This window comes from Paenibacillus agaridevorans (assembly GCF_018604145.1).
Taxonomy (GTDB): domain Bacteria; phylum Bacillota; class Bacilli; order Paenibacillales; family Paenibacillaceae; genus Pristimantibacillus; species Pristimantibacillus agaridevorans.
The window spans coordinates 7,619,358-7,643,364 of the sequence record NZ_CP075889.1; the positions used below are offsets into that span (position 1 = coordinate 7,619,358).

12 protein-coding genes are annotated in these 24,007 nt (G+C 51.2%); 11 read left to right on the forward strand and 1 reads right to left on the reverse strand.

The genetic code is table 11. From position 1 onward, the window contains the following. Window positions 1-87 precede the first annotated feature (87 nt). From ilvD to KJW29_RS30700, 9 genes are all read left to right on the forward strand, one after another. Complete coding sequence (ilvD, locus tag KJW29_RS30660) at window positions 88-1,857, forward strand: dihydroxy-acid dehydratase (RefSeq protein WP_214627434.1); 1,770 nt, start codon at window positions 88-90, stop codon at window positions 1,855-1,857. Beyond that, entirely contained in the window at window positions 1,854-3,389 is a 1,536-nt protein-coding gene (locus KJW29_RS30665; RefSeq protein ID WP_214627435.1) for a M81 family metallopeptidase, read from the forward strand. The genes ilvD and KJW29_RS30665 overlap by 4 nt, the downstream gene beginning before the upstream one ends. Before the next feature lie 566 nt (window positions 3,390-3,955). Next, window positions 3,956-4,918: an ABC transporter permease gene (locus KJW29_RS30670; protein WP_214627436.1), complete on the forward strand. Its 963-nt coding sequence runs from the start codon at window positions 3,956-3,958 to the stop codon at window positions 4,916-4,918. Window positions 4,919-5,040: 122 nt separating this feature from the next. Next, window positions 5,041-5,865, forward strand: a complete 825-nt coding sequence (locus KJW29_RS30675) for a carbohydrate ABC transporter permease (RefSeq protein WP_246608917.1) — start codon at window positions 5,041-5,043, stop codon at window positions 5,863-5,865. Between the two features lie 322 nt (window positions 5,866-6,187). Then, entirely contained in the window at window positions 6,188-7,723 is a 1,536-nt protein-coding gene (locus KJW29_RS30680) for a type 2 periplasmic-binding domain-containing protein (RefSeq protein WP_214627438.1), read from the forward strand. Window positions 7,724-7,806: 83 nt separating this feature from the next. Next, complete coding sequence (locus tag KJW29_RS30685; protein ID WP_214627439.1) at window positions 7,807-8,565, forward strand: SDR family NAD(P)-dependent oxidoreductase; 759 nt, start codon at window positions 7,807-7,809, stop codon at window positions 8,563-8,565. A gap of 95 nt (window positions 8,566-8,660) precedes the next feature. Beyond that, complete coding sequence (locus tag KJW29_RS30690) at window positions 8,661-11,576, forward strand: hypothetical protein (protein WP_214627440.1); 2,916 nt, start codon at window positions 8,661-8,663, stop codon at window positions 11,574-11,576. A gap of 96 nt (window positions 11,577-11,672) precedes the next feature. Continuing rightward, window positions 11,673-14,309 carry a glycoside hydrolase family 2 protein gene (locus KJW29_RS30695; protein WP_214627441.1) on the forward strand — a complete coding sequence of 879 codons (2,637 nt, stop codon included), beginning with the start codon at window positions 11,673-11,675 and terminating at the stop codon, window positions 14,307-14,309. A gap of 18 nt (window positions 14,310-14,327) precedes the next feature. Next, window positions 14,328-15,203, forward strand: a complete 876-nt coding sequence (locus tag KJW29_RS30700; RefSeq protein ID WP_214627442.1) for a metallophosphoesterase family protein — start codon at window positions 14,328-14,330, stop codon at window positions 15,201-15,203. Between the two features lie 129 nt (window positions 15,204-15,332). On the opposite strand, the gene KJW29_RS30705 is transcribed toward KJW29_RS30700, so the two are convergent. Next, window positions 15,333-20,435: a glycoside hydrolase family 55 protein gene (locus tag KJW29_RS30705; protein WP_214627443.1), complete on the reverse strand. Its 5,103-nt coding sequence runs from the start codon at window positions 20,433-20,435 to the stop codon at window positions 15,333-15,335. A gap of 541 nt (window positions 20,436-20,976) precedes the next feature. Here KJW29_RS30705 and KJW29_RS30710 point away from each other — a divergent pair. Beyond that, the gene (locus KJW29_RS30710) at window positions 20,977-22,005 is read left to right on the forward strand and encodes a LacI family DNA-binding transcriptional regulator (protein WP_214627444.1); all 1,029 of its coding nucleotides are present in this window, start codon (window positions 20,977-20,979) and stop codon (window positions 22,003-22,005) included. 611 nt (window positions 22,006-22,616) lie between these two features. Beyond that, window positions 22,617-23,996, forward strand: a complete 1,380-nt coding sequence (locus KJW29_RS30715) for an extracellular solute-binding protein (RefSeq protein WP_214627445.1) — start codon at window positions 22,617-22,619, stop codon at window positions 23,994-23,996. Window positions 23,997-24,007 lie beyond the last annotated feature (11 nt).

Here is a 24,007-nt window from a genome sequence, read left to right on the forward strand (position 1 = left end):
TAAATCATCAATCAGATTGTAGACAATCTTACATAAGTGGCGTATACTCAAAGCATCAATCGAGCTTACAGGGGAGTGCTAAATACGATGAACGCAGCCAGCAGCGACGCAGCCAGTCAGAAAGTCAGAAAGATCAGTTTCGAGGGCGATGCTCTCCGCATGTCGATGGATTGGACGGTCGAGGATCTTGGCCGCGTGCAAGTGTTGGTGGAGAGTACGCACGGAGCCAGCCACCCGAGTTCGTATCATCTGCATGAGTTGGTCGGCGAGATGGAAAAAGGCGTGTTCCAGATGGGCGGCAAACCGGCGATTTATACAACAACCGACATCTGCGACGGTGTGGCGCAGGCGCATAACGGCATGCATTATTCGCTGCTTTCGCGTGATATGATCGCCAATATGGTGGAGATTCACGCGCTGGCGACGCCATTCGACGCGCTGGCGCTGACGTCGGCCGGGGACAAGGCAGTGCCTGCCCATCTGATGGCGATCGCGAGGCTCAATATTCCGGCGATTCACGTGCCGGGCGGCGCGATGGGCGCGGGGCCGTGCATGCGATCCAACGAAGAGCTGTGGCATATGAGCGTCGAAGTGGAACAGGAGAAAATGTCCAAGGAGGAGTTTCTGGCGTTCCAGCGGGCGTGCTGTCCGACGTGCGGCGCCTGCCAGTACATGGGCACGGCGGCGACGATGCAGGTCATGTCGGAGGCGCTCGGTCTCGCACTGCCGTGGTCGGCGCTTATTCCGGCGACCAACGCGGAGATCAAGCGCGCGGCGCGGGCGGCGGGACAGCAGGTGATGAAGCTGGCGCAAGCGGGCATTACGCCATCGCGAATTTTGACCCGGGAAGCGTTCGAGAACGCCGTCATGGTCCACTCCGCCATCGGCGGCTCGCTTAACGCCGTGATGCATCTGATTGCGATCGCCCGCGAAATCGGCGTACCGCTGGACGCTTACGAGATGGACCGCATCCATCGGAGCGTACCGGTGCTTGTCGATACGAAGACGGCCGGTCACTATCCGACCGAGCTGTTCTGGTATGCAGGCGGCGTGCCACAGGTGATGCTGGAGCTGGAGGACCGGCTCCATCTCGATGTGCTGACGGTGACCGGCCGTACGCTGCGGGACAACCTTGCGGAATATCGCGCCAACGAAATGCCGCGGTTTGCCGAGATGTTCCTGGCCAACTACAAGCTGAACCGCCGCGACGTCATCTATTCGATCCGCAAGCCGCTGAAATCGGAAGGTTCGCTCGCTGTGCTGACCGGCAATCTGGCGCCGCAAGGCGCGACGATCAAAAAATCCGCCGTCTCCAAGGAGATGCACGTACACGAAGGGCCGGTTAAAGTGTTCGATTCCGAACGCGCGGCCGTGGACGCGCTCACAGGAAAGCGGATCGTCCCGGGCGACGTCGTCATTATCCGTTATCAAGGACCGCGCGCCATCGGCATGCCGGAGATGTTCTTCATGTCGGAGCTGATCGCCTCCGATCCGGTACTGTCGCATACGACGTCGCTGGTGACGGACGGACGCTTCTCCGGCGCCACCCGCGGTCCGTGCGTCGGTTATCTCGGACCGGAAGCGATCGACGGCGGGCCGATTGCGCTGGTCGCGGACGGCGATATCGTGCGCATCGATATTCCGGCCAGAACGATTGACATCGTCGGCACGGAAGGCGTCAAGCGCACGGCGGATGAAATCGCGGACATCCTGCTGGAACGCAGACAAGGCTGGACGTCTCCGGTCATGGGCCACAAAGGCGTGCTCGGTCAGTACACGAGGCTGGCGCGCCCGGCTCTGGAGGGCGGCTCGAGCGCAGGTCCTGAGCCTGCCGCGGGACGGGGGGATGCGGTGTGACAAAAGGAGATGCGGATACACGTGCGGCGCGCATTGTTGTCGGGGGCATTCTGCAAGAATCCAATACATTCAGCATAGCCGCTAGCCCTCTAACGGACTTCAGGCAAAATTACTGGTTTACCGACGATGAGCTGCTGACAGCCAGGATGTGGTCCAACGAGCTGGGCGGTTTTCTCGCGGCGCTTGCGGAGCGCGGCGCTGTGCCGTTGCCGACCTTGTATACAGGTGCCATATCGTCGGGATGCATTCCGCGCAGCACAGTCAACCAATTGAAGGAGCAGCTGTATCCCCGGATTGCCCGGCATCTGGAGGCAGGCTGCGACGGTATTCTGCTTGCGCTTCACGGCGCCTGGGTCGCCGCGGACGAGGACGATTTGTGCGGTGAGGTGTTGGCGGAAGTTCGCGCGATGGCTGGCGCGAAGCTGCCGATCGTGCTTTCGCTCGATTCGCATGCCAACCTCACTGAGCGCATGGTGAACAATGTTAACGCGCTCGCCGGGTATCGCACCTTCCCGCATATCGATTACCGCGAAACCGGCTATCTCGCGGGCAAGCTGCTGCTCGATATCATCGAAGGCCGCTGCGACCCTATTGTTGTTTTTCGCAAAATACCGATGATCCTGCAGGCCGAAAATCACCAAACGTATCGCGGACCGATGTTCGAGCTGTGGCAGGAGGCGCAGAAGGGCGAAGAAGCGGGGGCTTCGGCGGCGACTTCGCTGTTCGCGGTTCAGCCGTGGCTGGATGTTAAGGAGATGGGCTGCTCGGTTGTCGTGATCGGGGAGAGGGCGCGGAGCGACGCGGCCGAAGCGGAAGCTGACAGGCTGGCCCGGTTGTTCTGGCACAAGCGCCACGACTTTGAAATTCAGCTCCATTCCGTTGGGCAAATTTTGCAAATCATCCGGGACCGCCAGGTGCCTGCGCCTGCGATCGCCTCCGATTCCGCTGACAGTCCCGGGGCGGGCTCGCCCGGCGACAGCAACCAGGTGCTGCGGCAATTGCTCGCGCTTGGGGCTTCGACGTGGCTGCGTGCACTCATCCCGATGGTCGACCCGTCTGCGGCCCGGGCCGCGTTGGCTGCAGGCGAGGGACGGCTTGTTCGTTTGCGGGTTGGCCATGCGATAAGCTCGGATAATGGCGAACCGCTTGAGATCGAAGGCAGGGTAACCCGGGTTACCGACGGCCGGTTCCGGTTCGGGGGCGGCTATATCCCCGGCTTCGAAGCGAATATGGGCGCATGCGCGGTGGTCGCAATCGGCACTTTGCAGGTGCTGCTCATGGAACTGCCGGTGTTCACAGGCGATCCTGCCATGTATCGGAGCGCCGGGCTCGAACCGACGGAAGCGGATCTCGTAATCGTCAAGTCGGCCAGCCAGTTCAGGCAGGAATATGAGAAAATAGCTTCCTCCATCTATATTTTGGACACACCGGGCGCGAGCACAGCCAATCTCATGTCGCTGCCGTTCCGTCATATCCCGAGTCCAATTTTCCCGTTCGAGGACGATTTCGCACCCGGAGTCTGGCACAAATGAAACTACAGGCAATCCTCCAAGGTCCCCGAATCAAGCAAAATATGGTCGCCGTTATCGATAAACGCGGCGACCTTTTTGCTGATTCCTATTTTTGCATTAATTGATCATGCGAGCTTTTACTGCTTTCGATCACCGCCCCTCTTTTTGTGAATCTCAATTAATTCTAAACGAAAATTCCTTAAAAAAGGCAAACGATTTCATTTCTATGGTAGAAGATTTAGAGATAATTGTGGACGAACAAAAGCTTTAGAATTTTGATATTTCCCACTGAATAGAACTATTTTGTGGATTTTCTCTCCTATAAAACAAGACGTTATTTATAAGTTGACTAAAAGAAAATCTGGATATATAATCGTAAATGCAAACGTTTGCCTTTATTGAAAACGGTAACAACTTTGAACGGCAGCATACGGCTGCTACGGATGGCACGGAGCATAGATAGCTTCAAGACGGTCGAAGTGGCGGAAGCGGACTGCAGATCGGAGGAACGGAGGAATTGAAAGCGTGGTCAATCCGCCGATCAAACCGGCGCCTTGGAAATAAGGATAGAGGTGGGGATAAACAGAATGGCTGATCTTGCAGCTGAGTCTCAAGTCTTCAAACCGCAAAATAAAAAATCTTCCTTGGAGATTATCTTGTACAAGCAACGCCAACTTCTGCTAATGCTCTTGCCGACGCTGCTTGTGCTTGCGCTGTTCACTTACAAACCTATTATAGGCTGGGTAATTGCTTTTAAGGATTATCGCGTGGGAAAAAGTATGTGGAAGTCTGAGTGGACAGGAATTGCTTCCTTTATAGAATTTTTTATTGATTCTACAGACGCTTTGGATGTGCTTCGAAACACGTTGGTTATTAATATCGGAGCGCTAGTAATCAATTTGACCTGCGCTTTAATATTCGCCATCTTGTTGAATGAATTGAAAAACAAGTATTTCAAATCGATTGTACAGACATTTTCGCTTTTTCCATTCTTCATTTCATGGGTTATTGGTTATTCCCTAATTTATATTTTCCTCTCTTCAAATTCTGGTCTTATCAATATGATGCTTGTTAAATATGAGTTTGTAGAACAAGGCATTAATGTACTCGGAGATCCCAAGTATTCTTGGGTATTAATGTTTGGGGTTAATCTTTGGAAGTCACTCGGATACAATGCCATTATCTTTTTGGCCGCAATTGCCGGAATTGATCATCAAATGTACGAAGCTGCTGATATGGATGGAGCAGGCAGATTCTCGAAAATTCGTCATATTACGCTTCCTTGTATTATGCCAACGCTTGTTGTGCTGTTAATTCTCAACAGCGGTATGCTGCTTAACTCAAACTTTGAACAATTTTATCTGTTTACAAACCCGACCAATGTCGCAACGATGCAAGTATTCGATATGTATATTTATGAATTCGGTTTGAAATTAGGCAGATTTCCTTATGCAACGGCAGTGAGTATTGTCAAAACGATTGTGAGCATTCTCATGTTGATCTTAGTGAACTACATATGTAAAAGGCTGGCTAACAGATCTTTGTTTTAATGTTATAGGGCAAATCAACATAGAGAGGGTGTGCAACCTATTCGATGGTGACTATAACAAGGAGTAAAAAAGGTCGGATCAAGTGGAACGACGTCGCTTTTATAGCGGTTAACACACTTGTGATGCTGGGAATTATTTTCGCAACGTTCTACCCATTCATTTATATGTTTTTGTTATCAGTCAGCTCGGCAAATACGTTTGCTAAATTTTTGGTGCTGCCTTTAGGGTTTTCGCTGGATGCCTATAAAACCATTTTCACGCAATTGAACTTCATGGATGGGTTAAAGATATCCATCGCCCGCAGCACTATTGGGCCAATCTGTACAATTGTGGTTGTGTTTATGAGCGCCTATGTCTTATCGAGAGACGAGCTGGTTTATCGGAAGTTTTTCTCCCGGTATGTGATCTTCGCCATGTATTTTACAGCGGGTATTCTTCCAGTATATATGAATATTTCCGATTTGCATTTGATCGGTTCATTTTGGGTTTATATTTTGCCGAATCTGGTAACCGTATTTGGATTAATCTTGATTCGCACCTTTATACAGGAGTTGCCCAGAAGCCTCGAAGAATCCGCTTTTATTGACGGAGCTTCCTATTTTCAAGTGGCGTTCAAAATTGTTTTTCCACTTTGTATCCCTGTTCTGGCTGCGATTACTTTGTTTGAGTTTATCAGTCAGTGGAACGCCTTTGGAGATAATCTCCTGTATAACTCGACAAGAAGTGAATTATTTACTCTGCAATATATATTGACGAACTATTTGAAGAATGGCTCCATCTCTAGTGCGACTGACATGATGAAATTAAATCAAGGCGGCAAGAGCTTTACCATGGAATCGGTAAAGATGGCGATGACGGTTACTGTATGTATTCCGATTTTGATTGTCTACCCGTTTCTCCAGAAGTATTTTATCAAAGGTTTGTTGTTGGGTGCCGTTAAGGAGTAAAGCGTGGTGAGGAGAATATAGCCGGGGAATTAATAGAATCGCCGGTTTATATAAAAATAAAATGAGTAGGGGTGCATATATGACAACCAGGTTCAAAAAAATGGCACTACTAAGTACAATGATTGCGCTGGCTGCAACGTCAGTGATTGGGTGTACAAATTCAGACAGTAAAGAGTCAAAAGCTCCTTCTGCCTCATCTGATTCATCCGCCTCTAGTTCAACCGGCACATCCGGCACAGAGAACAGTAGACCGCCGATCACGTATAAGGTTTTGGCTAGAGGAGACAAGACGAAATTAAGTACCGAAGATGAGATAGGACAAATGATTCAAGAGAAATTCAATGTTGTATTTGAATTCGTGCCGTATAACGAATCAGCGTCGGAGAAAGCTCTGTTGATGCTGGCAGCCAATGACTGGGGCGACTTGGACATTGTGCAGACGGGACTTGACGCCGTCACGAAGAAATATATTGAAGCCGGTGCCTTCCTTAACTTGGACGATTACAGAGATCTTATTCCGAATTTCTACGAGTATCAGAAAGATCTCATTCCTTATTGGAGAAATTTTGATTCGAAAAACGGGAATCTTTATATTTGGCAATCAGGTCCAGACCAATTGCAGATGAATGCAGAACCGCTGGATATGAATGTAAGGGTAGATGTGCTCGAAAAACTGGGCTGGCCGAAGCTGGATACGACTGACGACTATATTAACATGCTGCGGGAAGCGGCTAAGCAGTTCCCAACTAGTCTGGGTCAGAAATCGATCGGTATGATCAACTTCTGGGGCGAATCTATCGGTCCATTGCTGTCGACGTATCTGCCAAGACATAGCGGATATCAGCACTTCTATAAAACAACCGGGCTTGTAGACGTTGATGCGGCGAAAATCGTTCCATTGGCAAGTCATCCTTACACGAAGGAAACGCTCAGATTCTGGAACATTCTTACACGCGAGGGCATCATGGATCGGGAGGCATGGACGGATAAATTCCCTGAATTCCAGAAGAAGTGGGAGTCCGGAGTCGCGCATTCCGCAAACTTCGCCAAATGGATGGTACCGGGTATAAACGCGAAGCTTGCGGTGGCTGGACATGTAGATATGCAGTATATTGTAACCCCCATTCGGTTGACCATTGCCAAAGAAGAAGGCCGGAACGTTCGCTATGAGCTGTACAATAGCGTAAGACCGGATGAAACGGCAGGTCTGCTAAAGACGATGAAGAACCCTGAAAGATTTATGGAAGTTCTAAACTTTATGTCGAGCGAAGAAATGACAATTCGATTGGGCTGGGGTGTTGAGGGCAGAGACTATACCGTTAATGAACAAGGTTTAAGAATTCCGATGCCGGAGTTTTTGGAAATAGTGAAGTCCGGTGACCCGGATAAAGAATTGGAGAGAAGACTCGGCGGTTATATCTTCATTTTCCCGACACGTACGAATGCGACAGGATCGAACGGACAGGCCAATTATTATTATAACGACACGCAATATTTGCTGGCCGCTGCCACGGACACACAAAAGAAAGCCTATGCAGCTTATGGTTGGAATACAATGCTGGATGCATGGCACAACAATCCGAACTTTGAATTTGTCCCATTCGATATCACTCCGTATGTTTCGTCGACTAATCTCGATCCGGATTCGGAAGAATCGAAAATGGAAGAAAGACTCATGCAATATATGGACAAACAACTTCCTTTGGTGATCAATGCCAATAATGATGAACATTTTGAGAAGCTGTACAACGAAATGGTGAAACAAGCGGAATCGCTCGGTCAACAAAAAATTATAGATAAGTATAATGAGCAGTTGGTGAGCTTCCAGGAGCGGCTTGCAGAATTGTCGAAACGCTAATCTGAATATTCAAATAATATAGCAGTTCCCGGATCATCTCAAGGCAGATTATCCGGGAATCGGATGAAAGGTGAGTACTCAATATGCTTAAGAATAAAGTCGCAATCGTAACCGGCTCTTCGCGTTCGATTGGTGCTCAGATCGCCAAGTGTTATGCCAGAGAAGGGGCGAAAGTCGTGGTCAATTATTCGCGCAATGCGGAGTTGGCCGAGGAAGTTGTTCGTGAGATTCAAAGCGAGGGCGGAGAGGCGTTCGCCTTTCGTGCGGATGTATCGGTAGAGGAAGAAGTTCAGGCAATGGTAACGGAGACGGTTGCCCGATATGGCACAATCCATATTCTTGTCAATAATGCTGCTATAGATCCGCGGAGATCTTGGTTTGAAATTACCGATGCCGAGTGGGACCGGGTTATGAATACGAATGTGAAATCCCAATTTTACGCTGCAAAAGCTGTTTATCCTTATATGCGGGAGCAACAGTATGGGAAGATCATCAACGTGTCTTCGGTCACCCACTTTACCGGTCAGAAAAACCTTCTTCATTATGTAGCCTCCAAGAGCGCGATCGTTGGCTTTACCCGGGCTTTGGCCAGAGAAGTGGGGCATGACGGCATTACCGTCAATTGTTTGACGCCGGGCGCGGTACTGACGGAGTCCGAAGGGGAAGACGAATGGAACTATGATCCTGAGGCGACAGCGCGATTGATGGCTACCTTGCAAGCTCTGCCGCGCAGGGAGACGGCGAAAGACCTGGAAGGAGCATTCGTGTTTCTGGCCTCTCCCGCGAGCGATTTTATTACGGGACAGACGCTTAATGTGGATGGCGGCTGGATTATGCACTGAAGCGGCGTCTTGCCGCTGCAGCGTAACGATGAAGAACGGATCTGACAAATTGGAGTCTTGGAGTGAAATTAATTTTTCGCGAGGAGTAAATGTCGATGCTAAGGATGAAGAAGAGAGCGATTTCTTTCTTGTTAACTGCAAGTATGATTGTTTTTGTGACGGGATTTTTCACATTTGACTTTCATGCATCCCATGCACAAGCAGCCAATCTATCCATCTTTAACTTTTCGGATCCTTTAAATGATTTTACGCAGGTATACTCCCGTCAGAATAACATACAGTTGGACACGGCTTCCGCCGCGTTATACTTTGAAGGCGACTCATCCCGATTAACCCGAACCAATACAAATGCGGGGTCGTTCACGTACAATAGAGGGAAAATCAGCGGGTTCAGCATCAAGACCTATTATAATGGTTCGCTTGGTACAATTAACGTGTACACCTCACGGGAAGGGTCCAACTGGACAAGCATTCCTTATGCTACGGACACTCCAGTGTCCACCGGCAGCAGTTGGTACAGGACGAATCTCACTCCTAACGCGCCAATCCCTTACAACACCAATTATCTGAAAATAGAAATCGTTACTTCGGGCAACGGGCAAGTCTGGGGCACCCAGATTGCCCAGGTTAATTTGAAAACAGAAGGTATGGGTTTAAACTTTTTTGACGATTTGGACGATTATAGCAAGGTCTATTCCCAAAGCTCGAATATGAATCTGGACATCGCAGGTTCGGCAGATTATTTCGAGAATGACGCATCCAGAGCGGTGAAGATCGACAATAACCCGGGAAATATGGTTTATCACCAGAATAATTCGATCGGCTTTGATATTAAAGTTTACTATCACGGCGCTTCCGTGGGGGATTTGAATATCTATACGTCGCCTGATGGAACGGTCTGGACGCCGCAAACTTATTCCGCATCAGTACCTGTCAGTACGAATAGCAGTACGGCTTGGCACCGGACCAATCTGACCCCGACAAGCCCTTTGCCACCAAATACAAATTATCTGAAAATCGAAATTATCGCAACGGATAATGGTCTGTCCTGGGGCACCCAAATTGCCGAGGTTCGTCTAGCGGTCATCAATTACACGGATAATTTGAACGATTTAACGAAGACTTATATGTCAACTTCGAACATAGGTCTGGATACTTCATCCGCCGCGCTTTATTTTGAAGGAGACACCTCCAGGGCAACGAGGTCCGATAATAACACGGGAAGCTTTATTTACTATAAGCACGATATTGCTAGCTTTAATATAAAGACTTATTATAACGGTTCGTTGGGTACTCTTAATATCTACACCTCAAGAGACGGAGGAAAATGGGTAAAGCAACCGTACTTGATAGATGCACCGGTGCATACCTCCAGTTCGTGGTATCGTACTTACTTGTCTCCGGATGGAAAGCTGCCGTCTGAAACCAATTTTATTAAAATAGAAATCGTTTCTGCGGGCAACGGCCAGTCGTGGGGGACGGAGATCGGTCAGGTCAATCTCGCAATCTCCGAGTTTAATGACGAACTGAATAACCTGGATTTCACTTACGCTCATTCTGCAAACGTTCAATTCGATGTCAGTGGCGCTTCCGATTACTTCGAAGGGGATCCTGTCAGATTATCTCGAGCGAACAGCAATTCGGCCTTTGTTACGTATAACAAAAACAATATGACGGATTTTGCGATTAAAACCTATTACTCCGGCACGCTAGGTTCCCTCAATCTATACAGATCCACCGACGGCGTCACCTGGACGTCCATCGCCTATACCCAAGCTTTTACGGTTCCTACGGGCTGGGGTTGGTATCGGACCTATTTGAAGCCGGCTGCGGCTCTGCCGTCCTCCACTCATTATTTGAAAATAGAGATTGCCGGCTCGGGTAACGGTCTGGCGTGGGGGACGCAAATCGGCAACGTTTCCATCCAAGCATTCAACGATCCGGTTGCGGAAATAAACACGATCTTGCAACAGAAGGGCAAGGTATTCAAGGAAGTTGTGGGTTCGACCCATGTGGCGGGCACCTATCATTTAACGACAACTAATTTTCTGAATGAAGGAGCCGACCAATTAAAAAATCTTGGAACGGATGTCATCAAGGTTTACATGGATATGATTACTTACGCTGACAATAATGGCGTGCCTGCGTACCAAGCGAGATATTACAATTGGAACAGTAATTGGGGCGTCATGTCGACACTCACCCAGCTGGCGCAGCACTCCTATTTTGTCGATCTGTTTAACAAACCGTTTAAAACATACGTTATCACTACGCTTCAACCCGATACGATCGATATTCATGCACAGCTATCGGCTCCGGCTATGGCGGCGGCCTTGCAGACAGAATACGATCAAATCTACAATCTGACAGTCCATTTGCTCAATACGTATCGCAATACCGGCAAAACGTTTATCCTGCAAAACTGGGAATCCGATTGGATGATTCAAGGTCCGAACGGTACAAGCAATCAGGCCATCAGCAATATGATCCAGTGGATGAACAAACGCCAGGATGCCGTCAATCAAGCTAGAATCGATGTTCAGCCTCAAGGCGTGAATGTGTACAACGCGATTGAAGTGAACGCGGTCGTCGCAGGCATGCAGGGAAGTGTGTCGGCCGTGAATAACATTGTTCCGTACACGTATACCGACCTGTACTCCTATTCCGCTTACGACTCGACTTACGACCAGCATAGCTTTAAAGCCGCTTTGGACTATTTCAAAACCAAGGCTCCCGACAGCGCGGCGTTCGGAAACAATAACGTATATGTTGGCGAAATTGGCAGGCCTGAGATGATTTACGGCGATCGGAACACGTTTGGAAACATCCTTACGAACATTAAAGTAGCTTTGCAAAACGACGTGCCCTACATCCTCTTCTGGCAGCTTTACGATAATCATAGCAGTGTCGTAAATTCGAATAATCTCTATGATCATGCCGGCTTTTGGTTAATTAAGCCGACAGGCGAAAAGTCTATCTTGTGGCCAACCTTACAGCAATTGATGAAGTAATCAGGGGATCGCGATCTGCAGATAAGAAACAAACGCGAATGACAAGTGATTTGCCGGGCGCGATATCTCTTGTCGTCTTACGAGGAGGCAGTCAGGTTGGAAGTTGATCTGAATCAGCAGGAATGGAAGCTTAAAGGCTATTATCCCTGGGTTCCGATGTTGAACCGAAGCATGGAGACCGGGCTCGATCTGTTGGGAGTGACCGATTGGATTCCGGCTACGGTTCCGGGGGGAGTGCACTACGATTTATATCGGACAGGCCTCATCGAACACCCATATGAAGACTTGAACAGCTTGAAGTGCGAGTGGGTGGAGAATCGTTGGTGGGTTTATAAAACGACCTTTGCCCGTCCGGAAGAGATCGGGCGCAAGGTAGAGCTCGTATGCAAGGGATTGGATTACAAAGCGACGATATTCATGAACGGCGTCTGTCTCGGTGAGCACGAAGGGATGTATCACCCGGCCGTCTTCGACGTGACGGAGCTGGCGCAAGCGAACGAAGAGCTGACTTTGGTCATCGTATTCGAGCATGCTCCCGACGAAATGGCCCAAATCGGGAAAACCTCCCTAACGCATACGCAAAAAAGCCGCTTTAACTATAAATGGGACTTTTCTACACGAATGGTTAACATCGGCATATGGGAAGATATCCTGCTCAGGGTGCATGAAGACTATTCCATCGACGAAGTTTCGTTGCAGACGGACGTTGCCGATAACAATGGAATTATCGACCTGTTCGTAACACTGCATGACCATGTCTCCGAGTCTTCCTCGGCAATGGTGGACGCATCGATGGATGCGAAGGTTGATGCCGCTGAAATCGGTGTCGAGATCGCGACTCCGGACGGCCGTGTTGTCGACCGGCTCCGCCGAGCGCTTCAACCCGGCGAAACACGATTTTCCTTCCGGTTGGAAGTGATGAATCCCGAGTTGTGGTATCCGAACGGTCACGGGAAGCAGCCCCTATATCAAGTGAAGATCCAGATCGCCAGAGAGGGAAACGTTCTCGACGAGAGGCTTATGCGCACAGGAATCCGTAAGCTTGCTTACATGCGGAACGTGAACAGTCCCGAAGATTCCTTGCCCTATACGTTCGTCATCAACGGGAAGAAGATTTACATCAAGGGAGTCAATATGACGCCTCTTGACCTGATGTACGGGAACGTGACCGAGGAGCACTACGAATGGCTTGTCTATCAGATGAAACAAGCCCATATCAATATGGTGCGCGTGTGGGGCGGCGGAGTTATCGAGAAAACGAGGTTCTACGAGCTGTGCGACTCGTTCGGCATCTTGATTTGGCAGGAGTTCATTCAGTCCAGCTCCGGCTATGACAACATTCCGTCCAAGCATCCCCGGTTTCTTGCGTTATTGGGGCAATCCGCCGTCCATGCGCTTCGGAATCGCCGGAACCATGTTTCTTTGGCTGTCTGGAGCGGAGGCAATGAACTCATGAGCGAACCGAACAGGCCTTCCACCTATGAGGACGAGAATCTGTCCCGCTTGAAAGCGCTGGTCGAACAATACGATCCCACCCGGCTTTTCTTGCCGACCTCCGCTTCGGGTCCGGTGGAGTTCATCACACGGGAAAAAGGGGTTAGCCATGATGTGCATGGAAACTGGAAATACGGGGGTAATCCGGATCATTACGATTTGTACGGCGAATCGGACAACTTATTTCACAGCGAGTTTGGCGTGGACGGGATGAGTTCCGTGAAGAGCTTGCGAAAGTTTCTATCGGAGCCCCATCTGGCCCCCAATTCCATGACGGACAGCTTCGTTTGGCGGCATCATGGAGAATGGTGGGATACGCGACAGCGCGATGAACAGTTCTTCGGACCGATGAAGGATCTATCGCAATTCGCAAAATGCAGCCAATGGATTCAGGCGGAAGGCCTGCGTTACATCGTGGAGGCGAACCGCCGTCGGAAATTCGAGAACAGCGGAAGCATTATCTGGCAGTTGAACGAGCCGTGGCCGAATGTGTCTTGCACCTGCCTGGTCGAGTACTACGGCGAGGCCAAGATGGCCTATTACTGGACCCGACTGGCGTTCGCTCCGCTGCATGCGTCGCTTGATTACCGCAAGCTGAATTACGCCGCCGGCGAGGAATTTCAAGCCCGGATATACGCGCATGGGAATGGCGGCACCAAAGAGGCGGCTGTTAGTGCGCAGGTGCTGAATGCCGAAGGAGAAGTGCTGCTGGAACGGCAGTATGCGGGGGCGCTGCTTGCCGAGAATACGAAGCTCATGGGAGATTTAAGTTTTCGGATTTCGGCGGATTTTCCTCGATTATTTTTTGTGCGGCTTCAGGTGCTTCAAGACGGGACGGCGGCTTCGGAGAATGTTTATTTCTTCTCCACGGATGCGGACCGTCTGTACGAGACCGCGATCACTCTGCAAGGCGCAGAATTATGTATAGAGCCTAAGGATGAGTGGCAATCGGACGATCCAACCTTGTTCGGGGGCTCTTCTGTTCTTCGTCTTTACCGCGTCTCGAATCAAGGAAGCCATGCTGCTCTTCATGTTCACCCGATCGAAATTTCCAACGCATACTGGATGGAAGCTTCGGACAGCTTCGTCACGATATTTCCGGGAGAAACAAAGGAAGTCTCCATCCGGTGCGTTCGCAAGCAGGGCGGCGGATTCCTGTCTCATGATCGGCCGGCGGGACAGGCTGAGATGGGCTTGCCGGCAATTATTTTTGAAGCTTTCAACCATGAACGAAGATGAGAGAAGGGGGGATTCGCAATGAAATTCGAGCATTTGCCGACCAGTAACGACACCCAGACGATGATCCGAATTTCCGGATTGTCGCAGCCGACGCTGTTGTTGCATGTAACCGACAGCCATATGAACGCAACGGATTCAGTGGAAGGTTACGGAACGTTGTCGCAATCGTATGTCGATTACAATTTTGACGAAGTCGAGACCCGGGCCCACTTCGAAAAAGCGCTTGCCTTCGCCGCGGAGCGGCAGGTAGACGGCGTCGCGTTGACCGGTGATATCGTGAACGGAGCGACAGTCGGCAATGTGGCGTATTTGGAAAGCCGACTCGGGAAATTGCAAGCTCCAATCTTGTACACGCCAGGCAACCACGATTGGGAATTTCCCGGCGAACCTTGGGGCGAGGAAACAAGACAGGCCCATGTCGGAAAGTTTGCTCGTCTCGCCGGCGGAGATCCATCGTTTCGCGTGCTGGAGTTGAACGGCATATTGCTGATCGGAATCGATAACAGCACGTATCAGATCACACAAGCGCAGTTGGACTTTTATCAAGCCGAATTGGAACGCGGACTGCCGGTCCTGCTGTTCATGCACATTCCGATCTACGTGCCATCGTTGCTGAAAGATGTGCTGCACATGTGGGGCTCGCCGATCCTGCTGAACGCGGAAGATTGGGATGCGGAACGGATGGTACAATGGCAAGTGAAGCCCGCGACCGAGGCGACCCGCAACTTCCATCGGCTGTTGCTCGACAATCCCCTCGGAAATCTAGTCGGTATTTTCTGCGGCCACGTACATTTCGCGCACGCCGATGCGTTAAGCCGGGGGTCGTGCCAATATGTGACGAAGCCGGGCTTCCAAGGCGGTTACCGGGTGATCCGGCTCGTGCCGGCTGATTGATGCGCGGTACCCAACCGGCTAGAACAAATATAAATCTGCCGTTCAGGTCGGTATCCCGACCTGCGCCAGTGTGAAAAACAGTCCAGCTCCAGTGAGGAGCCGGACTGTTTTTTCTCTTTATATCCGCCGTCAGCGCGTTACATTGGCGTCAAGCGTCACACTGCCGGCTGTTGTAACACCGCCGGCGGCGACGCTGCCCGTAACCTGGATCGTTCCTCCGTCGTTGCGGATCATTTGCGGCATGGCCGTGGCGAAATAGTTGGCCTGCACGTTGACTGTTCCCGCAGTGACCTTGACCGCGTTGGTGCCGCCATGGGCAAAATGAACCTGCTGGAGCAGGAGGTTGCCGCCATGAATATCGTAGCCTACCGTCGGACTCGTCCAATGGTTCGTATTGAACAATCGAATCTGGTCGGTCGAGCCGACCGTATTTTCGACGATGACGAAGTTGCCTTCGAACTGCACCGCCTCAAGGTTGACGAGATCGATGCCCTGCGCGCCGACTCCGCTGAACCTTACGCCGTTAACAGCTCCGTCCGTGCCGTGGTTCAGAACGGTGCCGCTGAAACCTCCCAATCCGGGCTGTTCGATGAACCGGATACCGTCTTTTGCTCCAAAGATGAACGTTTCGCTGACATGACCATTCGCGACATGCCCGTACAGGAAGCCAGTGCCGTTGGCCTTTTGCCAGTCCCAAACCGCCATTGTGATGTCGGATGTCGGCGCGTTGAGCAGAGGACCGGGGGTCGACCAGAAGGTCGGGTTGAAGTGGACATTCTCCACCCAACCTTCCGTCGAAGTGTTTCCGACGAACAAGCCAGTCTTGAGCCCCGCGCCGGACAAATAGTCGACGACGTGGCCGTCATTGTCGTATGTGCCGAAATCGACGCCCTGATATGCGTTGGAAACGTTCGTGTAGATCACCCAGCAATTCGGTCCCTGGCTCTGGATCGTCCAGGGATATGGTGCCACATTGTCCACATCATCCTGCTCCGGATACCAGATGAGAAGGCCCCTAACGCCCGAGCCACCGCGGCTGGAATTCGAGTTTAGCTTGATAAATGGCGTGCCTGTCGCTTGCCCGTGGTCGCCCGCCGGGTAGGCATAGATGACGGTTGCGGCGCCGGCCGGAACGGCGGGGACGTCATGCGCGCCCCTCAGCTCGGTGCCGGCGGGGACGTTCAAATGGCCGTTCACACGGTATTTGCCGGCCGGCAGGTATACGGTGCCGCCGCCTGCGCTGTCAGCCGCGTCGAGCGCATCCTGAATGGCGGCCGTATCGTCCGTTACGCCGTCCGCCGCCGCGCCGAAGCTCGGATCTGTTACCACAAAAAGATGGCTGTTGTCTGTCTCCTTCGGCAACGGATGCACGGCGCGTTCATAAGGCGCCCCATCGATGGGTGCAAATTGACGCGGCGTCTGATCAACCACAATTTGCGAATTGGCCGGATTCCCGTTCACAACCGACGGTGTGCCATTGTAATTGTTACTCAGGATGTTGGCAGAGGATACGTTCGCGCCCAGGTGGATATGACTTTGCCCGGAAGCCGCTCCGGCGAAGGTACTTCCTTGGACGATCAGGCTTCCCTTCTGAGCGTCGATTGCCGCTCCGGCCGCGTTCCAGCTCTGGAAATCGGTGTTTACGAAACTCATCAATCCGTTTTCTTCCAGTCTTGCCGCCGTCCCGCTGCCGCTGAACGTCGTCTTGTTAAACTGGAGGCTGGCGCCTGTGTGGGTCGGTCGACCCCATACGCCGACCGGATCGGAGCCGGCGTTAGCCTCGATTGCTCCGCCCGACACGAGCCAGCCCACTTCACTGATCGTGCGAATGTCTATGCCGGTGCGGGCCCCCGTGATGTTCACGTTGTACATGGAGCCGTTCGATCCGCCGCCGCCTTCGTTACTGATGAACCGGATGCCGGTCGCGTAATCCGCGAGCCGCACGCCGTTGAGCACTTCCCAGTCGCTGCGGCCGATTATTAAACCGACGGAGTCGTTACTTCCCTGGATATAGCTTGTAATTTCCCCGGCAGTCGGTGCGCCGGCCAAGCCGGACTGCGCCCAGTATGTCGGAGAGAAGGCAACCTCCTGAATCCGTCCGACGTCGAGGACCATATCGACGAAGACGCCAGTCTTGAGCGGCGTGCCGTAAACATCCCTGATGTAATGCATGGCGTTCGCCGGTTTACCGATGGAGATGCCGTTGTAGGAGTTGACCAGCGTGACGTTCATTACCGTTGCTGACATCGCTGCCGCCGAGATCGTGTAAGGATACGGCTTCACGTTTGAAATCTGCTGCTCGGGATAGTAGACGGACAGGTTGCGTACGCCCGCTCCCGTTCCCAGACTAATGAACGGCCGCGCCATCTCGTCATTACGTCCGGCGTAGGCCAGTAGCACGGTTCCGCCTACAGACGGATCGGAGTCGGTAGGCTTCTTCCAATCGCCGCGCAGCGTACAAGCGCTGGCGATGCTGAGACTGCCGAGCATCTTATAAGTGCCCGAAGGTGCCCACACGACCCCACCTCCTGCCAGCGAGCAGTCGTTCAGAGCCTGCTGGAAGGCGGATGAGGCGTCTTGACTGCCGTTCGGGTCGGCTCCATAGTCCTGTACATCCCAACCCGCGACCGCCACGTCGGCGCTCGGGTACACGGTATTCTTGACGGCGGGTTGGGCCGCTTGCGGTGCCGGGCCTCCGGTTACGACGCTGTTAGCCACAAGGTTGCTATAGGCGATGCCGACCAGGGTATAGTCGGATGCCTGCGTAAACAACGCCTTCTGGAGATTGCCCAGCCGGTCGGTGACGACGATATTCTTATAGGTCGCGCTGTAGGCCAGCCCGTCCGTATCGTTCTCGCCAACAAGCAGCAGCCGGTCAATATGCTTGCCAATGGCAGGCGTCGTAATTTTCAGCTTGCGATGGTACCACTGTCCATTGGCGTAATCCGAAAGGTCCTTGCTTGGATGGCCTGAGATGCCGTTTTGGTCGACCCATCCGGTGTCGCGCAAGGACAAGCCTTCTATTAAATCGATTTCGATGCCGCCCGCGCGGTCGATGTCCTGGTCGAGAAGCACATCATACTCGATGTAATCGCCGATCTTGAATTTATAGTCGGGCATGCCGATCTTCTGATACACATACTTGTTGCCGCTCCCCGTCCCGTTCGTGACGGTCAGTTGCAACGTGTCGGTGCCGGTTCCCGCGTAGTATCCAACGGGCAGCCCCTGCAGCTCTTTGAAATAAATCGTATCCAGCTTGGAGGTGACGGAGCTTGACTTGTTTACTTTCAGCCGGAAGTAGTTGAGCGCGGTCAGATCGGGTTGGCCCGTGCGTACGCCATCGCTGAGCTTAAGCGTCACGAGGTTCCATCCGGTGGTCAGCTGCGGTAGAACAGACGAGAGGTCCCACGTATAACCGTCTGTTTGCGCGCTGCCGGAACTCCCCAGATCAACCTGTCCGGAAGTGCCGGACAAGGCGGCGATATTCTGAACATAATAAAAGAAGTTAAGCGTGCCGGCGTCTTCCGGCATCATAGCATTGAAGGGGGCGGTAAAGGTTTTCTCAAACTCCACTGAACCGGCTCCCGTCATGCTGATGCTAGCCTGGTTTTCTTCCTTTTCCCGGGTATCCAGCGTCAGTGTCCCCGAGGACTGCCAGCCGTCCAGCGCGTCCGCCTTATCCATGACGATGGCGCTCGGATTCGCTTTCTCAAACACAATATCGTCGATCTTGATGACCGGCGACTGCGAGGTGAAGAAATAGATGCGGAAGAAATTGATAGCCGATAAGTCGGGATTGCCGGTTATAAAGCCTTGGCTGAGGGGGAGCGAAATATAGTTCCACCCGTTCACGACCTTGTTCTTGATATGCGTCGCGTAATCCCAAGCGATTTCATCCGCGTCAGAGTTGCCGGAGCTCGTAATCTCGATCTGTCCTATGGTGCCATCGAGCTTGTTTACGTCGTCCACGTAATACCAGAAGTTCAGGTTGCCGTTCTGGACGGTCACGCCGGTATCGACAGGCGTGGATAACGCCTTGAAGAACTGCGCCGCTGAAGTGCCTGTCATGCTGATGCTGGCCGAGCCTCGCTTGTAATCGGTCGTGTCGAGCGTCAGCGTATTCCAGGAGCCCCATCCGTCCAGCGATTCGGCGGGATCAAACGACACCTCCGTGGAGGAGCCAATGGGCTCTTCAAAATAAATCGTATCCAGCTTGGAGGTGACGGAGCTTGACTTGTTTACCTTTAGCCGGAAGTAGTTGAGCGCGGTCAGATCGGGTTGGCCTGTGCGTACGCCGTCGCTGAGCCTCAGCGTCACAAGGTTCCATCCGGTGGTCAGCCGCGGTAGAACAGACGAGAGATCCCACGTGTAACCATCTGTTTGCGCGCTGCCGGAACTCCCCAGATCAACCTGCCCGGAAGCGCCGGACAAGGCGGCGATATTCTGAACATAATAAAAGAAGTTAAGAGTGCCGGCGTTTTCCGGCATCCTAGCATTGAAGGGGGTGGTGAAGGTTTTCTCAAACTCCACTGAACCGGCTCCCGTCATGCTGATGCTGGCCTGGTTTTCTGCCTTTTCCTGAGTATCCAGCGTCAGAGTGCCGGAAGATTGCCATCCGTCCAGCGCGTCCGCCTTATCCATGACGATGGCGCGCTGATCCGCTTTCTCAAAGACAATATCGTCGATCTTGATGACCGGCGACTTCGAGGTGATGAAATAGATGCGGAAGAAATTGATCGCCGATAAGTCGGGATTGCCGATTGTAAAGCTCTGGCTGAGGGGAAGCGAAATATAGTTCCACCCGTTCACAACCTTGTTCTTGATATGCGTCGCGTAATCCCAAGCGATCTCATCCGCGTCAGAGACGCCGGAGCTCGTAATCTCAATCTGTCCTATGGTGCCATCGAGCTTGTTTACGTCGTCCACGTAATACCAGAAATTTAGGCTGCCGTTCTCGAAGGCCAACCCGGTATCGACAGGCGTGGATAACGCTTTGTAGAATTGTGTCGCTGCGCTGCCCGTCATGCTGAGGCTGGCCGAGCCCCGCTTGTAATCGGTCGTGTCGAGCGTCAGCGTATTCCAGGAGCCCCACCCGTCAAGCGATTCGACGGGATCGAACGACATCTCCGTGGAGGAACTGGCTTCCACCTGCCGGAAGTCGCCTGTTAACAAGCCGGTCGCGAGCATAAAAAATGCCAGCGTCACCGCCAAACCTCTGCGTAATCGAATCATCAATATTTCTCCTTCCTGGTTGTGAAATCGGGAATGGAGGACCCTTTAAGTCGGGCAGGCATCCAAGGATTCCCGTTGAGCGTCGTAATGTTGCTGTTCGGTTAGTCATAGAGAAGAAAGAAAGCGCTTACTAATTCGTCGAATATTTGCTTGCCAACTCATCTGTTTCGGCGTTTCCTTGAAACGTTCATGATCCGATTCGCATGCGGTTTATATGCTTATTCCACATCAACCCCTTATCTAATAAATGTAAACGTTTGTACCATGAAAAAAATGCCGCCATAGTCTAATAGAATAGGATAAAGGAAGTTTTTCCATCTAAATTAGACAAGCAGTCACACTAACAATGCAAACGTTAACATTTTCGAGTAATATAACACACAACTTCTGGATTATCAACTGACTTATATGTCGTGGATATTCCTTATGAAATCACTATTTACCACCATCAATTGTCTTACTGCATGTGAACTGATATAATGAAAATCAATGCAATTGTTTACATTTATGTACTAACCTTAAGTTTAAGAGGAGTTTGATTATGGTAACGATTAAAGAAATTGCCAAAGCAGCCGGCGTAAGTCCAGCTACTGTCTCCAGGGCGCTTTCGGGCAGCGATAAGGTGACGAACAAAACTCGAAAACTAATTGAAAGGCTTGCAGATGAGCTTAACTATATGCCGAATTATTCCGCCAAGGCTTTGATTGGAAAAGGAACGAGTCTTGTCGGTTTGATCGTTCCCGAAATTAGCAGCAATTACTTCGCCCAAGTCATTGAATATGTTGAATCCGCTCTTTACAACAGGGGATATTCTTTAATTATGGGCACGACAGGTTGGGACTTGAACAAAGGTTTGGAAACTTTGAAGCTTATGATCGGCAGAAACGTCGACGGCATTATTTATGCTGACAACTCCAACATGGAAACCGGCGCTTATTTTCAAGCCGAGCGGCGGCTCGACAACTTTCCGATTGTCCTTCTCAACCGTTACGGAGGAACGCTTACGCACGAGAGCGTCGTTGTCGAAGAGGCTTATGGGATAGACCTGCTCGTCAAACATTTTGCCAAGCTCGGACATCGAGCCATCGGGTATTTGGGCGAGGAGAAATCGACTGCGGTCAGGCTGCCGCTGTTCAAGCAAGCCTTAAGCAATGCGGGGCTTCCTTATGAAGAGAAATTCATTAAAGCAAATGGAACCGAACGTTTTGAGGAAGGTGGTTATTTGCGCATGAAGGAGCTGCTTGCAGAAGATCGTCTCCCAACCGCCGTGTTTGCAACCTATGACTACTTTGCGATCGGTGCCTTGCGAGCCGCGCACGAGGCCGGGTTGAATATCCCTCGCGATCTGTCTATCGCCGGCTTCGACAACATTCGAGAAACCGGTTATATGATTCCCACCTTAACGACGGTGTCCCCTCCGATCCGGGAAATGTCCAATCGGGCCGTTGATATTTTAATCGAAAAAATAAACAACCCCGGCTCCGGAAACAACCATGCCGTCACGGCCGTCTATCCCTCTCTCATCGAAAGAGAGTCGACCGGCGCGCCTGGGCAAATTTCATCCACATAACTTGACCAGTATTGAGTGCTTATAACCACAAACCTCCTCTACCGCTTAGGGGGGGCTTTGGAGGTTCTTTCTAGTAAAAGGGTTTTCATATAAAGAACGGATCCGGCGTTGGATTCTAGACAACATATCGAACATATGCAGGCTTGGGTGAATTCGTAAATCGGTAAATGCAAACCATTGCATTAATTTTCATTTATATTCGTTCACGTGCAGGTAGGCGGTAAATGGCGATAACCAGTGATTTTACAAGTGAATTTTCAACCGTATTTAAATTTAAAAGTCAGTTGATAACCCCAAAATTGTGTGTTATATTAATCAATAATGATAACGTTTGTATTTTTGGTTCGTTATCCTGTCTTAGTAAGATGGAAAATGACTGTATTTACCCGTTTCAATTAGACTAAGATGGCATTGACTTCTTAATACAAACGTTTACATTTTCAAGGTGGGGGGTTGATGTAGGATAAGCATATAAACCGTTTGCGAAATCGGATCATGAACGTAAGTTACAAGGAGCCGCCGAAGAAGAAGAGGTGGCAAGCAATTATTTTTTAAGTAAGAGTAAGCGCTTTCTATGTCTTCACTATGATGCGTTAGGGGGAGTTATTTCCATGATTGTTAACAAAAGAGTATCGCTTTCGCTTTGCGTCATCATGCTGCTCAGTGTAATTATGGGTGCGTGCACCAAGGGGGATTCGGGAGGCAGCGCATCGCCGACGGAAAGTTCGAGTCAAACGCAACCGAACAGCAGCAAGCCGGCGACCGAGGAAAATCAGGAGCCGATTACTTTGACTTTGATCAGCTGGGGAGCTGGAAACGCCGAACTATTCGCTCCTTTATATGCCGAGTTTACAAAGAAATATCCCTGGATTACGGTGAACGAAATCGGTTCCGGCGGTTTGGACAACGAGGGTTTGTCCAAACTTGCAGCTCTTCAATCTTCCGGTACTACGCCCGATCTTGTATGGCCCGCAGGCCTTGCGGCATGGGAAGAAGGCGGCAATCTGGAAGACTTGAAGCCGTATATCGACAGTGATCCGATATTGCCGACGCTTGGCCTTCGGGAAGGCTTCTTGCAGAAGTGGGAGCAGGGCGGCAAGATCTATACCGTTCCGTGGACGGATGATTCGCTCCCGATCATCATCAATAAAAATTTGTTGGCGAAACACGGGCTTGAGATGCCGTCCGAAGACTGGACGTATGATGATTTCCGCGAACTGGCCAAAAAGGCGACCAAACCGGAATCGGGCGAATACGGACTGTCCTACAGCAGTATATTCAAGCTCACATTCCCCTATCTGTTGTCGGTGGCGAATGGCAATGCGGATCGGTTGTTGTTTATGAACGAGGATAACACGCAGAGTTTGGCGAATACGCCCGGCGTGCTTGAGGACTTGAAATGGATGCAAGACATGTACGCTGTCGATAAAGTGATGATGGACGCGGCGACGTTCGAAGCCGGCGGATATGGCGGCGAACAAGGCGATTTCCTGGCAGGCAAAGCTTTAATGGGCATCGCATTCCCTATTGGTCAGTTGGATGAATTGGTTGACTTCGAGTGGGATCTCGTTCCTCTCCCGCGCGGCAAGGTGTCGCAGCCTTCGTTCAGCAACGCATCGCCCTTGTCGATGCTGAGTGTATCCAAGAACAAAGATGCCGCCTGGAAGTTCATTCGTTTCCAATACGAATACGAGGCGAACAAGTGGAGGGTCAACGAGTTGAATCCGTCCATGATGGCCAGCGAGGAACTGGATCAGCTGTTGCAAAGCAATTTGACGGGGAAAAATGTTCAAGCGCTCAAGACATCTTCCTGCTGCGCGGGAGATGCGCCGGTCATTTTCGATTATCAGAATTTGGCTGGCCCCATTTTAACCACTTCATTGGTCGAAATGCTTAACAATAACGGCGATATTAATGGCATGATTCCTGCGATTGAAGATTACAATAGACGGGCAGCGGAGTTCTGGAAGAGTAAGGGCATCATGCAATAAGAAGACGCTGT

Coding starts and splice junctions, on each gene's coding strand:
- ilvD (WP_214627434.1), top strand. CDS start 88: ATGAACGCAGCCAGCAGCGACGCAGCCAGTCAGAAAGTCAGAAAGATC.
- KJW29_RS30670 (WP_214627436.1), top strand. CDS start 3,956: ATGGCTGATCTTGCAGCTGAGTCTCAAGTCTTCAAACCGCAAAATAAA.
- KJW29_RS30675 (WP_246608917.1), top strand. CDS start 5,041: ATGCTGGGAATTATTTTCGCAACGTTCTACCCATTCATTTATATGTTT.
- KJW29_RS30680 (WP_214627438.1), top strand. CDS start 6,188: ATGATTCAAGAGAAATTCAATGTTGTATTTGAATTCGTGCCGTATAAC.
- KJW29_RS30685 (WP_214627439.1), top strand. CDS start 7,807: ATGCTTAAGAATAAAGTCGCAATCGTAACCGGCTCTTCGCGTTCGATT.
- KJW29_RS30690 (WP_214627440.1), top strand. CDS start 8,661: ATGCTAAGGATGAAGAAGAGAGCGATTTCTTTCTTGTTAACTGCAAGT.
- KJW29_RS30700 (WP_214627442.1), top strand. CDS start 14,328: ATGAAATTCGAGCATTTGCCGACCAGTAACGACACCCAGACGATGATC.
- KJW29_RS30705 (WP_214627443.1), bottom strand. CDS start 20,435: ATGATTCGATTACGCAGAGGTTTGGCGGTGACGCTGGCATTTTTTATG.
- KJW29_RS30710 (WP_214627444.1), top strand. CDS start 20,977: ATGGTAACGATTAAAGAAATTGCCAAAGCAGCCGGCGTAAGTCCAGCT.
- KJW29_RS30715 (WP_214627445.1), top strand. CDS start 22,617: ATGATTGTTAACAAAAGAGTATCGCTTTCGCTTTGCGTCATCATGCTG.